The sequence below is a fragment of the Paraburkholderia nodosa DSM 21604 genome, assembly GCF_000519185.1.
Lineage (GTDB): Bacteria > Pseudomonadota > Gammaproteobacteria > Burkholderiales > Burkholderiaceae > Paraburkholderia > Paraburkholderia nodosa.
On the sequence record NZ_JAFA01000063.1, the window covers coordinates 1 to 13678 of the forward strand.

Genomic DNA, 13678 nt, shown 5'->3' on the forward strand with positions numbered 1-13678 from the left:
GGATATTGAGCGGCAACTCGCCAAACTCCCCTTGCAGCGTCTTGGCGCTATGGCCGTTGCGGGTGTTGCCCGTGGCATTGGTCACCGCTTCGCTCTTGCCATGGCCCAGATGCTCGGACATCTCCGTCTCGAGCGCCCGCTCCACCAGCATCTTGGTCAGTTGCTTGAGCAGGCCATTCTCGCCGATCAGGTCCTCTGGCTTCTGGTAGTTCGTTAGTAGGCTGTCTGCCAGCTTGACGAGTTCAGGATCGGGCTTCTCTCTTTTATTGCGTTTCGCTACGGTCATCTATGCTCCTATTGATGGCAGTCTCCCGCCAAATGACCGTTTACACAAAACTTTTTACACCCTCCACATCGTTACATCCCATCGAGCGATGAGCCCCGCGTTGTATTGCGCCCAGGTCTTGACGCGGTACTTGCCCTTGGGCTCGGCTTGCTTGTTGGTAGTGTCCCTGCGCATCTTCCCGGCAAAAATCGAGAATGTACGCAGGAACCCGAATCGTTAACAGAGGCCCCAGCACCGATGTTGCGCGTATACGTCAGCATATGCACAGTGCCCCGGATTTATGCAACATGTATGGACGCCGCCGGCTTGTCAAGCGATGTAACCAGTAATGCGTAGGTGGTCGAGATTGCAGCCATGTATCCGGACTCGATGTCAGGCTCATGCCTGCCGTCCCTGATGGAATCCGCTGGTTGGCGCCTCATCAACGCCGCGAGCCTTGTGCTCGTGTTGCATATCAGGCTTCTGCCAACCACGGTCTGACCGTCTTGCCATCACTGTTTGATCGCCCGAGCAATCGGTTCTCTGGAGAGTTAACGGGTGTGCTGCTATTCCTGAATTCAGGCCTGCACTGTCGATCTTGCTGCGGTGGGCACATGCTCAGGGTCGAAGTCCCGTTGCTGCGTCAGCAGTGCCCAAACGATTCGCGCATTCTTGTTCGCGAGGGCGACGGCCGCTACATTGACGTTGCGTCGCCCGCGCAATGTCTGAAGCCAACGGCTCATCGCGTTTTTGAGTTTGCTCCTGTAGATCACCGCACGGGCCCCGTGGATAAGGAGCGTACGCAAATACACGTCACCGCGTTTGCTGATGCCGAGCAGGACATTCTTGCCTCCGCCGGAGTTTTGCCCAGGCACCAGGCCAAGCCACGCTGCCAGTTGGCGACCGCTGGCGGAGCTGCGCGCTTCGCCCACCGTCGCTACCAGTGCACTGGCGGTAAGCGCGCCAATCCCGGGAATTTTCGCCAGCCTGCGGCTAAAGTCACTGTCCCGGTGCCACGCCTCAATCTGTGCGCCAATCTCGTCCGCCTGGCGATCGAGTTCTTTGAGGTGCTCCAGCAATCGCTGGATAAGCAAACGGAATGCCCCGGCAGCGGATTGGTCGCATCCTCGATCAGCTCCGGTACCTGCCTGGCAATATTTCCGATACCTTGGGGTACCACCAGACCAAACTCGGCAAGCAATCCACGGATCTGGTTAGCCTGGGCAGTCCGCGCAGTCACGAAACCCTGGCGAGCACGGTGCAGAGACAATACCGCTTGCTGCTCAGTATTCTTGATCGGCACAAATCTCATGTTCGGTCGCGCTACCGCTTCGCAGATCGCTTCGGCATCGGCGACGTCGTTCTTGTTAGTCTTGACGTATGGCTTGACGAATTGCGGTGCCATCAGCCGTACCTTGTGTCCAAAGCCTTGCAGCTTGCGAGCCCAATGATGAGCACTGCCACAGGCTTCCATGCCTATGAGGCAAGGAGCGAGCGTGGCAAAGAACGATGCCATCTGGTCGCGCTTGAGCTGCTTCCTTAAGGTGGCCTTGCCGTGTTCGTTCACGCCGTGAATCTGGAAAACATTTTTCGCCAGATCGATGCCGATGGTCGTAACCTTCATGGTGGGCGCTCCCGTTCAGTTCAGGTGGTTGACGTAGCACTCTCCACTTTGGCACATCCATGCCGCTGGGTGGGGGCGTCCATTCCATTAACGCCGCCGAGCGTCGAGTCACCGCGACAACGACATCGCTCCAACGACCGAAAGCCAGCGAAAACAACCTGGATCGTCGTGGTCCGGTAGGCCAGCTCGCGTGCGATTTCTTCAGTCGCCATCGCAAAACGCCTCCTCTGCCAGTATTAGCAGATCCGCTTGCGCTGCGTCCGTGGTGACGTCAATGCAAACGCCTGTCCATGTTGCTAGATAGACCCGGCGACCACGGAACTCGAGGAAGGGCTTCTCATCGCTTAGCTCGACTGCGGTGATCCGAATGACGCGCACCTCGGGATAGCGCTTTCGCCAAATTACCGCGGCTTCCAGCAGCGTCGGTTCGGTACAAACCAGCTCAGTTATCGCATGAATCTGTTCCACAGTAAGGCCCATGTCATTCGCACCCACCTGACAGCCGCCGCGCCTCGACAGTTACCGGAAGCGTGGTGTCGTTCGCAAGTTCGGGCAACTGAAACTGCCAGCCGTTAGCAAGCGTAATACGTCCACCCCACAGCTGCGCTCCATCGATGTAGACGATTGGTTCCTCGAGATCCTTCTTCGGAACATAAGCCCTGAGTACGCCATTTTCATCCTTTCGGATCGTGACCTTCACGTTTATATCTCCCGGGTTGGTTAAGCGATTCCCGCCGGACGTATGGCTGCGACAACCGGCGGACATGCCGCACGTGCGCAGTACGATGCCGCCTTATCCCACACAAACAGGCTGAGTTAAGGGAGTCCACCATCATCGAGCGGCTCACTAATGCGCTCAGCGCTTAGCGTCGGCATCTGCACGCAGTTCTCCTTCTCCATATCGGCGTGCCACGAACCGATCCAGCGAAGCGCGTCGGCGCGCCTCCCCAGTTGGGCGAGCACGTCCTGCGGCAGGCGGTCGAGCGTGCAGAGCTCTTTCGCGCGCATTCCGACACGGCGGTCTCCTTCGAAAAAGTGAACCGCATAGACGTAGAACCGCTGCAGAAACGTGCCGATTGCAGTGACATAACCGGCATCGCCTTGGCTCACGAGCAGGTCCCCCATAGCCTTACCGTTGTATGTACCGTCGTTATGAATCACGGCGCGTGCAATCACTCGCTCGCCAACGGCGAACCGCGGTGGAAAAGCAAGTTCGACTGCATCGTCGCTCTCAACGTCCCTCACGCCCAGCTCATTTAAACACAGGGATGCACGCTTCATGACACCTCCCGTGGCAATGAGTTACGTCCGCGTCCGATCGCACTCGCGCCGATGCGCGAGACGCTCGACTTGCCTGCGCCATCGCGCGCGGCGACGCCAAATGCTTGATTGCCGTTGTTGAATGCAAGACCACACCTGTCTTGTGTTTCGACGAAGTCGACGGTAAAGCCGTCGAGCAACAGCCGACTTTCTGCCGACAAGAAAATCCGCAGTCGATTGATCTCCGTAGTCTCATCACCGGGCTGCGCATCGGCGGCGGCGCCAAGTTCGGCTTCGTATCCGGAGCAACCGCCGGTACTCACACAAATACGGGCGCCCGCACCGGATGGCAGACCGGAAAAGCGCACGATACGGTGCAGGAACTTTTCGGCGGCAGGTGTCACTGAAAAATTTGGCAACATGATTTAGAAATCGTCGAATTGAATAATCGTCGGGAACACTGCGCAAAGCAGCGGAACCGCAACGCTAGGCCGGCACGATGCACCCGTCCACAGGGCATGCTGCCACGCATTGCGGACTATCGAATTGCCCTTCGCAAACGGTACATTTCCTCGGATCGATTGCGAAGACGCCGCCTTTCTCGATGATGGCGACGTTTGGGCATTGCGGCTCGCACGCCGAGCAGCCAGTGCAGGCGGAGGCAACGATCTTTAGGGCCATACCAGGCACTCCTTGTGATGATTTTCTGTGTAATCGAGCACGTCGTGACGACTACGCTACCTGTCGCTCAAACAGGGGCATCTTCGCCCACCCTAGTCAATCCGATCTGTGGTACTGCCGCGTCGCCGCGGCCCGCGTGGTCAATTTCTCCAGTCGCGAGACGGCCACAATAGTCGGTCAGCCATGCAACCGCGGCTTTTTCGATTGGTTCGTGGGCGTACATATCCACGGGTTCGATTCCCGCTTCTAATAGCGACTTCCGTGGACACAAGCCAATCTTTGCAACCAGCACAGCATGGCAATCGTTAATCGCGTGTATGATCGGCACCAAGTCATCCTCATCGCCGTCGCCGCCGCGGCAATAAGCGCCCACGCGGCGGTGCGAGACAAACAGGGCTCCAGCGGCGCTGACTTGGAAAATCTGGAACTCGGAAACATGGCCGAAATGTGCGTTGACGAGCCCGCCTCCCTTCGTCGCAACGGCAATCCGCACCTCGACATCGCCTAGCACCCGGGTCGCTCCTGACAAGCCTCGCGCCTTATGTGTCATCTTGCACTCTCCATCGCATTCGGTGTCCACGCGGCGTTGACGTGTACGGCCAAGCTCAAGCGTGTCCACGGCGTCCATGTGTTCGATGCTTGCGAGCGAAAACTCGTGATGGCGGTCTTCGCCCAGAAGGCCTACGGCGTCTGCACGACATTGCCGGCAATGGCGCATTAGGGCCACGCCGCCCATGCAGGCGTCCTGCACGGCCTTCAACTCGCTAGCGGTAGGCTCGCGCTGGCCACGGCCACCGAAATATGTGCCGTGCATAGGATCCGAGATCAGCGGCATGATGTTGTGCAAAAACGCACCCCGCCTCTTTACTTCACGATTCACTTCGACCAGGTGCTCGTCGTTGATGCCGGGGATGAGTACCGAGTTGATCTTCGTAAGTACGCCACGCGCGCTCAACATGTCGAGCCCTAGCATCTGACGCTCGTGCAGAATTCGCGCGGCCTCTTCGCCCGTGACTCTTCTGTGATCCCAAAAGATCCAAGGATAGATCTTTTCGCCGATGACAGGGTCGACCATGTTGATAGTGATCGTCACGTGATCAACGCCGTAATCGCAAATTTTGTTGACATAGTCAGGAAGCGAAAGCCCGTTCGTCGAAAGACATAGCTTAATGTCCGGCGTGAGTTCGCGAAGCATGCGAAAGGTGTCGAACGTTTTGTTCGGATTGGCCAGTGCATCCCCCGGGCCCGCGATCCCGACGACAGTCAATTGCGGAATCCTCGAGGCGACGGTCATCACCTTTTTCACGGCCTGATCCGGCGTGAGCTTCTCTGATACCACACCAGGCCGCGACTCGTTCGAACAATCATACTTTCGGTTGCAGTAGTTGCATTGGATATTGCAGGCGGGCGCCACTGCGACATGCATGCGAACATAATGGCGATGCGCTTCTTCCGAATAACACGGGTGATCTCTAATCTTTTCCCACACCTCCACATTGATGTTTTCTGGTGCGTCGCTCGAACAGCAACTTGACCCGGCTGGTGCGCCATTTGAATCAGAGCGGCCGTATCGAGCAATTGGATCCGCGGCCGACACCGATGGCATGATGTGTGTGACTCTGGCGCCGTCGGCCAAGATCAGAGCGCCGGCATTTGCGCAATCGTGCATGGATATCTCTCCGCAATGAACAGTGTGTGTGCCATTGCCCCCCAAGCGAAATCCATGCCATCGCGAAAACGCACGATGTGCGAGTGGACGATACTTGAAGCCGAGAGCATCGCCTTGCTCCGTCGCCATGACACATGGGTAGTCCAGCCGCGCTGGCGCTGTGTCTCAGTTCTTATTCATTCGAATTACTCGCGATAAAAGCAACCGCTTCTGTGTTCGCCGATAACCCGATCGGCCAGATTCAAGCGCGACACTGTTGGGAATGGGACATTCCCGACGCGACTTATCACACGACGCACTCCGATTCCCGACATGACGCCTTTCAGGGTCAAACAGAACCGCACTCCGGCCGTAGCATCCCATTGGCACGATGTTTGCAGCGCTATCGACATCTCTCGGGAGACTTGACATGCATGTTCCAATTATTAATGATACGACGCTCCGCGATGGTGAGCAGACTGCAGGTGTTGCATTTCGTGTCGAGGAAAAATGCGCGATCGCGAGCGCCCTGTCTCAGGCCGGCGTGCCGGAACTCGAAGTCGGGGTTCCCGCAATGGGCGACGAGGAAATGGCGTGCATAGCGGAAATTGCCGGGTTAAATCTCGACTCCCGTATAATCGTTTGGGGACGCCTCACCGAAGGCGACCTCGCGTCGGCATTGCGTTGCAATGCCGACATCGTTCACCTCTCCATCCCTGTTTCGGATATTCATCTGCGCCACAAGCTGCAGCAGTCGCGTACGTGGGTTCTGAGTCAAATTGCGCGAATCGTCGACATAGCGATCGGAAGTCGCGCAACGATTTCTCTCGGCATGGAAGACGCCTCGCGCGCGGATCCTTCATTTGTCATCGAAGTGGCTCAATGCGCACAGCAGCACGGGGTTCAGCGCTTGCGTTTCGCAGACACGGTTGGCGTGCTGGATCCGTTTAAGACATACCACGCGATTGCGGCGCTGCGCGTTGCCGTGGACCTCGAGATCGAAATCCATGCGCACGACGATCTCGGGCTGGCCACAGCCAACACGTTAGCGGCCCTTGCGGCAGGCGCAACACATGCCAGCACCACCGTCAACGGTCTTGGCGAGCGAGCCGGCAACGCGGCGCTAGAGGAAGTCGTGATGGGAGCACGTCATCTTCTACGACGAGATACGGGCGTCGACACTAAAGCGCTGCCCGGTATTTCGTCGCTGGTCGAACATGCGTCGGGCCGAGCCGTCTCCTTTGGAAAAAGCATCGTCGGTAGAGGCGTTTTTTCTCACGAAGCGGGAATTCACACGGACGGCCTTTCCAAACACGTCGCAACCTACGAAGGATTCGATCCCGCAGAGGTGGGCCGGCAACGGTCTACGGTGCTCGGCAAACATTCTGGGTCTCAAGGCGTGCGTGACGCATATGACGCTTTGGGCCTGAAGGTATCGGAGCGGCTTGTGCCGCTACTACTACAGCGCATCCGCGCCTTCGCCACGCGACATAAGCAGCCGCCTAGCGCAATCGATCTCCGCCGCTTTTGGAGTGAGGAACGGACTTAGGAGGAGCAAACCCATGGAAGGACTTATTCGAAACTTCGTCCACTTTCATCTATGGAGGATTTCCGCGTCTTTTGCATTGCCCTCGACGAAAGGATAGTGAAGTCGAACCGACTGCACATCATGAAACACTTCCTTCGGTACATCAAACATCAGAACGACACGCCGCCCCCGCGACGGCTGACCTATCACGGCTTGCTGCGGAAGGCCTGCGACGACTTCGTTGTACCCATGCCCCCTGAACAACGAGTGTTTAAAGTCGTTAGAAGGCCGCCGACCGGCATGTCGCCTTCCTCAAAAGGTTGTGCGCGCCGCTGTCGGCACGCAGCGGCGTCTGATCAGGAGAACCTCAATGCATATTGTCGTTTGCATCAAGCAAGTACCGGATTCTGCCCAGATTCGGGTTCACCCTGTGACCAACACCATCATGCGGCAAGGCGTGCCGGCAATCGTCAACCCTTACGATCTCTTCTCGCTAGAAGAAGCGTTGCGGCTAAAAGACCGCTTCGGCGCATGGGTCACGATACTTTCTATGGGACCTCCCCAGGCCGAGGACGCACTGCGCAGATGCATCAGCTACGGTGCAGACGACGCCGTGCTCATCACCGACCGGTTGTTCGCCGGCGCCGACACGCTCGCCACTTCTTATGCGTTGGCCGCCGCGATCCGCCAGATCGCGAGTGAACGCTCAGTGGATATGATCTTTACGGGCAAACAAACGATCGACGGTGATACAGCCCAAGTCGGCCCGGGCATCGCGACGCGCATGGGCATCCAACTGCTTACCTACGTGTCGAGAATCCTCGAGATCGACCTCGTCAGACGCACGATCATGGTCGAACGCCGTGCTGAAGGGGGAGTTCAGGTACTCGAGACTGCGTTGCCGTGCCTTGTTACGATGCTTGAAAACACGAACGATCTGCGTTTCGCAACGCTGCCCAGAGTAATCCACGCCGCTCGCTTCCCCGTACGCAAGTGGAACCGCGAGCAGGCCGGGATCGATGACGTCAGCAAGATCGGGCTGAAGGGTTCACATACCGTCGTACGTAAGGTGTTCGGCGCAACGCCGCGTGAAGAAGATGCCGAGATGATCGAATTCGACGAGTCGAGTCTCCACGACGCGGCGGCTCAACTCGTGCATAAGATCTTTACTCGCCATCCGACGCTGGAGGCGGACCTGCGGCTCACGGAGAGGAATGCATGAATTCGCTTGTTGCTTGGAAAAAAAAACCGGCTGCGCCGATCGCACAGGCTAACGGCTGCAACGTGGAACTTCCCGACCGTATGAAAGACTATCGGGGCGTGTGGGTCTTCATCGAGCACGACTGTGGCCGAGCGCGCAGCGTATCGTGGGAACTGGTCGGTGAGGCTCGCAAGCTCGCCGACAAACTAGGCAGCAACGTCGCTGTAGCGGTACTCGGTGGTACTGAAGAGCCACTCGAGCAGTTTGCCGTTGAGGCGTTCACCTTGGGTGCGGACAAAGCGTATGTCATCCACGATCCGGTGTTGCGCGGCTATCGCAATGAACCGTTCACGAAAGGCCTGTCAGATCTGGTTAGCAAGTACTGCCCCGAGATACTGTTGCTCGGTGCGACTTCAATGGGCCGAGATCTCGCGGGCTCTGTCGCAACAAGCCTTCTGACTGGCCTTACAGCCGACTGCACTGAGTTGAATATCGATCCCGCTTCGCGTGCACTAGCTGCGACGCGGCCGACCTTCGGCGGCTCTCTGCTATGTACGATCATGACGCTCGAATCCCGCCCTCAGATGGCGACTGTGCGCCCACGAGTCATGTCCATGCCGCCGGCGCAGCAAGGCCGCAGTGGCGAGATCGTGCAGGAAACGCTCGGGATGATCGAGGCCAATATAGTAACTAAATTGCTTGACTTCATCCCCGACGAGACGAGCGATCAAATCAACCTCGCCTACGCGGACGTGATCGTGAGCGGCGGCAAGGGACTCAAGAATCGCGAGAACTTCAAGCTGCTATTCGAGCTGGCGCAGGTGCTCGGTGGCGAAGTCGGCGCCAGCCGCCCATGCGTTCAGGCGGGTTGGGTCGGAGCCGAACGCCAGATCGGACAAACCGGCAAAACTGTCAGGGCCAAGCTTTATATCGCCGCGGGAATCTCTGGTGCGATCCAGCATCGGGTCGGAATGGAAAGCTCTGACGTCATCGTCGCAATCAACACCGACCCAAACGCCCCGATTTTTGACTACGCACACTACGGGGTTGTGGGGGACGCAATGCGCGTACTACCAGAACTAACACAGGCCTTTAAGCAGCACCTGACACCGCAGCGGCTAGACTCGTAAGGAAAACAAACATGATAACCTCCCCCAAATTCGATGCCATTGTGGTCGGAGCTGGACCATCAGGCAACGCCGCAGCCTACGTTATGGCAAAAGGCGGGCTGAAAGTGCTTCAGATTGAACGCGGCGAGTATCCCGGAAGCAAAAACGTTCAGGGCGCGATTCTTTACGCCAATGCACTGGAAGAGATCATTCCAGACTTCCGCGACGATGCCCCTCTCGAGCGCCACATCATCGAGCAGCGCCTGTGGATGCTCGACGATACCTCGTTTGTCGGCACGCACGCGCGCAGCGAAGACTACAACAATCCCCCATATAACCGCTACACGATCATACGGGCACAGTTCGACAAGTGGTTTTCATCGAAAGTACGTGAAGCAGGCGCTTTGCTGATCTGCGAGACCACGGTAAATCGCCTGATTATGGACGGAGACCAGGTTGTCGGTGTGCAATGCGACCGCGAACACGGCGAAGTCTATGCGGACATCGTGGTCCTCGCGGACGGCGTCAATTCGACATTGGCGCGTAAGGCAGGCTTTCACGGCGAAATCAAGGCGGGCAATGTCGCGCTGGCTGTGAAGGAGATTCTCTTTATACCTGAGGAAATAATTTGCCAGCGTTTTAACGTTGCCGATAACGAAGGCGTCGTCATTGAGATGGTCGGCCGAATCACCGACGGCATGGCTGGAACCGGCTTCTTGTACACTAACAAGGAGTCGCTGACAATCGGCGTCGGCTGTATGCTGAGCGACTTCAAAAACAACTCGGACCGTACAAGCCCGTATGTGTTGCTTGAAAAAATGAAGCATCATCCGTCCATCGCCCCGCTCATCGCCGGCGGTGAAATGAAGGAGTACTGTGCGCATCTGATCCCCGAAGGGGGCTTCAATGCAATCCCGGAAGTGTACGGCAATGGCTGGATGATCGTCGGCGATTCCGGTGGCTTCGTCAATTCCGCACATCGCGAAGGTTCTAATCTTGCCATGACGACAGGACGTCTCGCCGCAGAGACCGCGATAGCCGCAAAAGCCACCGGAGGCCACAGCTATCGGGCTTGCGCCCTCTCCGGGTACAAGGCCGCGCTCGACAAGAGTTTCGTGATGAAGGACCTGTTCAAGTACCGAGACATGCCGAAGATCTTGCATCGCAATCCGCAATTTTTCACCACATATCCTGATCTCGTCGCCAAAGCGGCTCGGACAATGATTACGGTCGACGGCGTGGACAAGCAGACCAAGAAGGGTGAGGTCATGGCGAGTTTCCGCAAAAGTCGCTCACTAACAGGCTTGGTGGGCGACGCGTACAAACTCTGGAGAGCCTTCCGATGACCAGACTTACTGTGAACATCGACGAGAAGCTATTCCAAAACCGTTACCGCGTTGACGTCGGCCGACCACACGTCCAAATAAAAAATCCCGAGACCTGCATTAATGAATGTAGCGATAAAAGCTGTACGTTCGTCTGCCCCGCTTCTTGTTATCGGAATGAGAACAACGGCGCCGTGACACTAATTACCGACGGCTGCCTTGAGTGCGGCAGTTGTCGCATTCTATGCAGGGAACACCGCAACCTTTCTTGGGAGTACCCGAGGGGTGGCCACGGAATCCAGTTCAAGTTTGGATAGACGAATACGACCTCGTCATTTCGGCTTCCGCCTACCACAGGAAAGGTCAGAAGCCTTATCGTTTCGGAGCAAGTCAATGAATCTCCTTACTGGCATTGAGTCGACAGATCTGTTNGGCGGCGCCGTGCCTCCTTCCGTATTGCGCTTAATCGAGGACACACTTGGCGGCCGCTGTGACGATGTTACCGCTGCATTGTGGACCGCCGTTCTTTGTCACCCGCGCTGCCTGCCACCCTACTATCTGCTATACAAGTTTCACGCGAACCGGGGCGAGCTTGGCGAGGCGAAGGAAGTTGCAACCAAGGCTTTGACAGCTGCAGCGCGGGAAGCGTCAATTGACATTGACTGGTGTGCGGTACAGCCAGGCGACACAGATTTCACGATTCCTGGACCGGCACGCTTTTGGCTCTTCACGCTGAAGGCGCTGGCCTTTATCAGCGTTCGCCGCTGCGAACGCGCGGTTGCCNATCGCATTCGCAAGGGCCAATTCGGCCTCGCGAAGCTCGGCCTCAAAGATACCACTGCGCCCGCAGTCCGGGAGGCCGTCCTGTCTGCTTGATGAGGTATCCTCTAGATAACAATAATCTCGTACAGACCCCCTATTTGCACCAGAGCCACATTCGGTCCAGACGGGACGGCGAAGTGGCTGCCCCGCAGCGTTCCCGTAACCGAGTTTGAAATACGGGCACCCCTGCTCATGCGGGCGGTTTCGGTTGCGGTTTTCAGTTCGTCGATCGGCGGCACCACACCCGCGGCGCGTGAGATCTTCCGCGTCAACCTGCGGGACATCGCACCATGACGACCAGCGACGGCACTGTCGGCGCAGCGACAAAAATAGTCGATCACGGGATCGATGCCGCCCGCTATGTGATCACTATCCTCAGCGAAGGGTATCAGCAGGCAGAATTGCCGACGTTCGCCACCGACGCGCTCAACTTCGCCAATTCACTCGCCGCCACACCTCCCTTCCCCGGGCTTTGGTCGGGCGTCAACGTCTATCGGGTTGACGTGAGCTCGACCGATAGCGGTGCGAGCGATACGGGGAATTGTGGGCAACCGCAAGTGACGATGCACACGTATTTCGACGCGCTGTTCTGCCCAAGCGGTTCGGGCGCGGCTAGTCATCGGCTTCTGCAGGTGAACTACACCACGGCGCACAACGTCGCCGAGACAAGTGTGCCGGGCACCGACCTGATCTTCGTGATCGTTAACAGCTCAAGCTACGGAGGTTCCGGGCAGTCCGGCATCGCGGTTCTGTCGAAGGATCCGGCTTCGCTGGACATCGGTTTGCACGAGATGGGGCATTCGGCTTTCGGCTTGGCCGACGAATATGCCGACCCAGCGCCAACACAGGGTGGCGACAGCTATTCCGGCACGGAGCCAATTGAGCCGAACGTGACTACAGTCACCGATTCCAACGCCATCAAATGGAAGGCATTGCTTTCGCCCGGGGTGGCGATGCCAACGACAAAGAACGGCAATTGTGCGGTGGTCGACCCGCAAACCTCGCCGGTGCCTGCGGGAACGGTAGGCGCTTTCGATGGCGCCAGATATTTCCATTGCGGAATATACCGCCCTGAATACGACTGCAAGATGCGTACAGTCGCGGCGCCGCCCGCGACGCCGGTGCCGTTTTGCCATGTCTGCAGCGACACCATTACGGCTGCGCTGCAGCCATACCTTCTGCCCGCTGGACCGGCGCCGGTGATCACGAGCATCTCGCCCACCGCAGGAGATCCGGCCGGCGGTACGATCGTCGTGATCAGGGGGAGCGGGTTTACGGCCGGCGCGTCCGTCAATTTCGGCGTCAACCCGTCCGTCACCTCCAACGTCGACAGCGACACGCAGATCACCGCTGTCACTCCGGCCGGCCTCGGCTCAGTGACTGTCTGGGTAGCGACCGCAACCGGTGCAACGTCGTCGACGGCCGGTGCATCGTTCACTTACTCGACACCATCGCCAGCGCCTCAGATCACGATCATCGCGCCTGCAACCGGTCCGACGACGGGCGGCACTTCAGTCGTCGTGGTGTCCGGCGCCGGATTTACCGGCACGGTCGCGGTTTCCTTCGGCGCCACGCCGGCGGCAAGCTTCAACGTCGACACTGACACACAGATAACGGCAACAAGCCCGGCGTCGGCAGTCGGGACCGTCGATATTTCGGTCACCGGTCCCACCGGAACTTCATCGGCGTCCACGCCAGACCAATTCACCTTCGCGGCTCCGACGCCGACCGTGACGGGTGTTTCGCCGACCAATGGTTCTGTTTCCGGGGGAACGACTGTGACCGTTTCGGGGACCGGCTTCACCGGCGCGACGTCGGTTGCTTTCGGCGCGGCGGGGGCAAATTTCACTATCGTTTCGGATAGCCAACTGACGACGACGAGCCCGGCCGGCTCCGGTGTCGTGGATGTGTTCGTCACGACGCCATCGGGGACCTCGGCGGCGGCCAGCGCCGATCAGTTCACCTATTCGGCGGGCGGCCCGCAAGTGACGGGGGGCAATCCGAATTCCGGATCAGGCGCGGGCGGCGACACGGTGACGATCTCAGGCAGCGGATTTAGCGGTGCGACAGCGGTCAGTTTCGGCGTCAACGCGGCACCGATGCTGACGGTGGACAGCGACACACAGATCACGACGAGCAGCCCGGCAGACTTCCTATCGGCCATACTCGCTGCAACCCGACTTCGACCCTGCTTTGGCACGGTCTCCTGATAAAG

At 58.2% G+C, this 13678-nt stretch carries 13 protein-coding genes and 4 pseudogenes; 8 read left to right on the forward strand and 9 right to left on the reverse strand.

Annotated elements, in window-relative coordinates:
• From A3CW_RS49405 to nifB, 9 genes and pseudogenes are all read right to left on the reverse strand, one after another.
• Positions 1 to 286 (reverse strand): transposase (locus A3CW_RS49405; protein WP_035515517.1); only part of this gene is annotated, 286 nt, incomplete at its 3' end.
• Between the two features lie 63 nt (positions 287 to 349).
• Positions 350 to 460, reverse strand: a pseudogene (locus A3CW_RS52845) (IS5/IS1182 family transposase); the annotation flags it as partial.
• A 383-nt stretch (positions 461 to 843) separates the two neighbouring features.
• Positions 844 to 1889: pseudogene (locus tag A3CW_RS49410) on the reverse strand (IS110 family RNA-guided transposase).
• Positions 1890 to 2090: 201 nt separating this feature from the next.
• A complete protein-coding gene (locus A3CW_RS0141135; protein WP_028208718.1) occupies positions 2091 to 2369 on the reverse strand; it encodes a hypothetical protein in 279 nt (92 codons plus the stop codon).
• A 1-nt stretch (position 2370) separates the two neighbouring features.
• Positions 2371 to 2589 (reverse strand): putative nitrogen fixation protein NifT, encoded by a 219-nt coding sequence (gene nifT / locus A3CW_RS49415; protein ID WP_035515519.1) that lies wholly within the window; start codon positions 2587 to 2589, stop codon positions 2371 to 2373.
• Between the two features lie 116 nt (positions 2590 to 2705).
• The gene (locus tag A3CW_RS49420; RefSeq protein ID WP_154678199.1) at positions 2706 to 3170 is read right to left on the reverse strand and encodes a nitrogen fixation protein NifZ; all 465 of its coding nucleotides are present in this window, start codon (positions 3168 to 3170) and stop codon (positions 2706 to 2708) included.
• Positions 3167 to 3571 (reverse strand): HesB/IscA family protein, encoded by a 405-nt coding sequence (locus tag A3CW_RS0141145; RefSeq protein ID WP_028208719.1) that lies wholly within the window; start codon positions 3569 to 3571, stop codon positions 3167 to 3169. The genes A3CW_RS49420 and A3CW_RS0141145 overlap by 4 nt, the downstream gene beginning before the upstream one ends.
• A 64-nt stretch (positions 3572 to 3635) precedes the next feature.
• On the reverse strand, positions 3636 to 3830 hold the full coding sequence (locus A3CW_RS51750) for a 4Fe-4S binding protein (RefSeq protein WP_081772059.1): 195 nt from the start codon (positions 3828 to 3830) through the stop codon (positions 3636 to 3638).
• 67 nt (positions 3831 to 3897) lie between these two features.
• Positions 3898 to 5499, reverse strand: coding sequence for a nitrogenase cofactor biosynthesis protein NifB (gene nifB, locus A3CW_RS49425; RefSeq protein ID WP_081772060.1), 1602 nt, complete (start codon positions 5497 to 5499; stop codon positions 3898 to 3900).
• A 409-nt stretch (positions 5500 to 5908) separates the two neighbouring features.
• Between nifB and nifV the strand changes: the two genes are divergently transcribed.
• The 8 genes and pseudogenes from nifV to A3CW_RS50510 all read left to right on the forward strand — a co-directional run bounded on the left by nifV (position 5909) and on the right by A3CW_RS50510 (position 13673).
• The gene (gene nifV / locus A3CW_RS0141155) at positions 5909 to 7027 is read left to right on the forward strand and encodes a homocitrate synthase (protein WP_028208720.1); all 1119 of its coding nucleotides are present in this window, start codon (positions 5909 to 5911) and stop codon (positions 7025 to 7027) included.
• 36 nt (positions 7028 to 7063) lie between these two features.
• Positions 7064 to 7285, forward strand: a pseudogene (locus A3CW_RS54645) (nitrogenase-stabilizing/protective protein NifW); the annotation flags it as partial.
• 91 nt (positions 7286 to 7376) lie between these two features.
• Complete coding sequence (locus A3CW_RS0141160; RefSeq protein WP_028208721.1) at positions 7377 to 8228, forward strand: electron transfer flavoprotein subunit beta/FixA family protein; 852 nt, start codon at positions 7377 to 7379, stop codon at positions 8226 to 8228.
• Positions 8225 to 9337 (forward strand): electron transfer flavoprotein subunit alpha/FixB family protein, encoded by a 1113-nt coding sequence (locus A3CW_RS0141165; RefSeq protein WP_028208722.1) that lies wholly within the window; start codon positions 8225 to 8227, stop codon positions 9335 to 9337. The genes A3CW_RS0141160 and A3CW_RS0141165 overlap by 4 nt, the downstream gene beginning before the upstream one ends.
• An 11-nt stretch (positions 9338 to 9348) precedes the next feature.
• Positions 9349 to 10662 carry an FAD-dependent monooxygenase gene (locus A3CW_RS0141170; protein WP_028208723.1) on the forward strand — a complete coding sequence of 438 codons (1314 nt, stop codon included), beginning with the start codon at positions 9349 to 9351 and terminating at the stop codon, positions 10660 to 10662.
• Entirely contained in the window at positions 10659 to 10958 is a 300-nt protein-coding gene (locus A3CW_RS51760) for a ferredoxin family protein (protein WP_081772061.1), read from the forward strand. Before A3CW_RS0141170 ends, A3CW_RS51760 begins: the two co-directional genes overlap by 4 nt.
• A gap of 469 nt (positions 10959 to 11427) precedes the next feature.
• Positions 11428 to 11517: pseudogene (locus tag A3CW_RS54710) on the forward strand (IS6 family transposase); the annotation flags it as partial.
• Positions 11518 to 11753: 236 nt separating this feature from the next.
• Positions 11754 to 13673, forward strand: a complete 1920-nt coding sequence (locus A3CW_RS50510; protein WP_051482063.1) for an IPT/TIG domain-containing protein — start codon at positions 11754 to 11756, stop codon at positions 13671 to 13673.
• Positions 13674 to 13678: the final 5 nt, after the last annotated feature.

Coding starts and splice junctions, on each gene's coding strand:
- A3CW_RS0141135 (WP_028208718.1), bottom strand. CDS start 2,369: ATGGGCCTTACTGTGGAACAGATTCATGCGATAACTGAGCTGGTTTGT.
- A3CW_RS49420 (WP_154678199.1), bottom strand. CDS start 3,170: ATGAAGCGTGCATCCCTGTGTTTAAATGAGCTGGGCGTGAGGGACGTT.
- A3CW_RS0141145 (WP_028208719.1), bottom strand. CDS start 3,571: ATGTTGCCAAATTTTTCAGTGACACCTGCCGCCGAAAAGTTCCTGCAC.
- A3CW_RS51750 (WP_081772059.1), bottom strand. CDS start 3,830: ATGGCCCTAAAGATCGTTGCCTCCGCCTGCACTGGCTGCTCGGCGTGC.
- nifB (WP_081772060.1), bottom strand. CDS start 5,499: ATGCACGATTGCGCAAATGCCGGCGCTCTGATCTTGGCCGACGGCGCC.
- nifV (WP_028208720.1), top strand. CDS start 5,909: ATGCATGTTCCAATTATTAATGATACGACGCTCCGCGATGGTGAGCAG.
- A3CW_RS0141160 (WP_028208721.1), top strand. CDS start 7,377: ATGCATATTGTCGTTTGCATCAAGCAAGTACCGGATTCTGCCCAGATT.
- A3CW_RS0141165 (WP_028208722.1), top strand. CDS start 8,225: ATGAATTCGCTTGTTGCTTGGAAAAAAAAACCGGCTGCGCCGATCGCA.
- A3CW_RS0141170 (WP_028208723.1), top strand. CDS start 9,349: ATGATAACCTCCCCCAAATTCGATGCCATTGTGGTCGGAGCTGGACCA.
- A3CW_RS51760 (WP_081772061.1), top strand. CDS start 10,659: ATGACCAGACTTACTGTGAACATCGACGAGAAGCTATTCCAAAACCGT.
- A3CW_RS50510 (WP_051482063.1), top strand. CDS start 11,754: ATGACGACCAGCGACGGCACTGTCGGCGCAGCGACAAAAATAGTCGAT.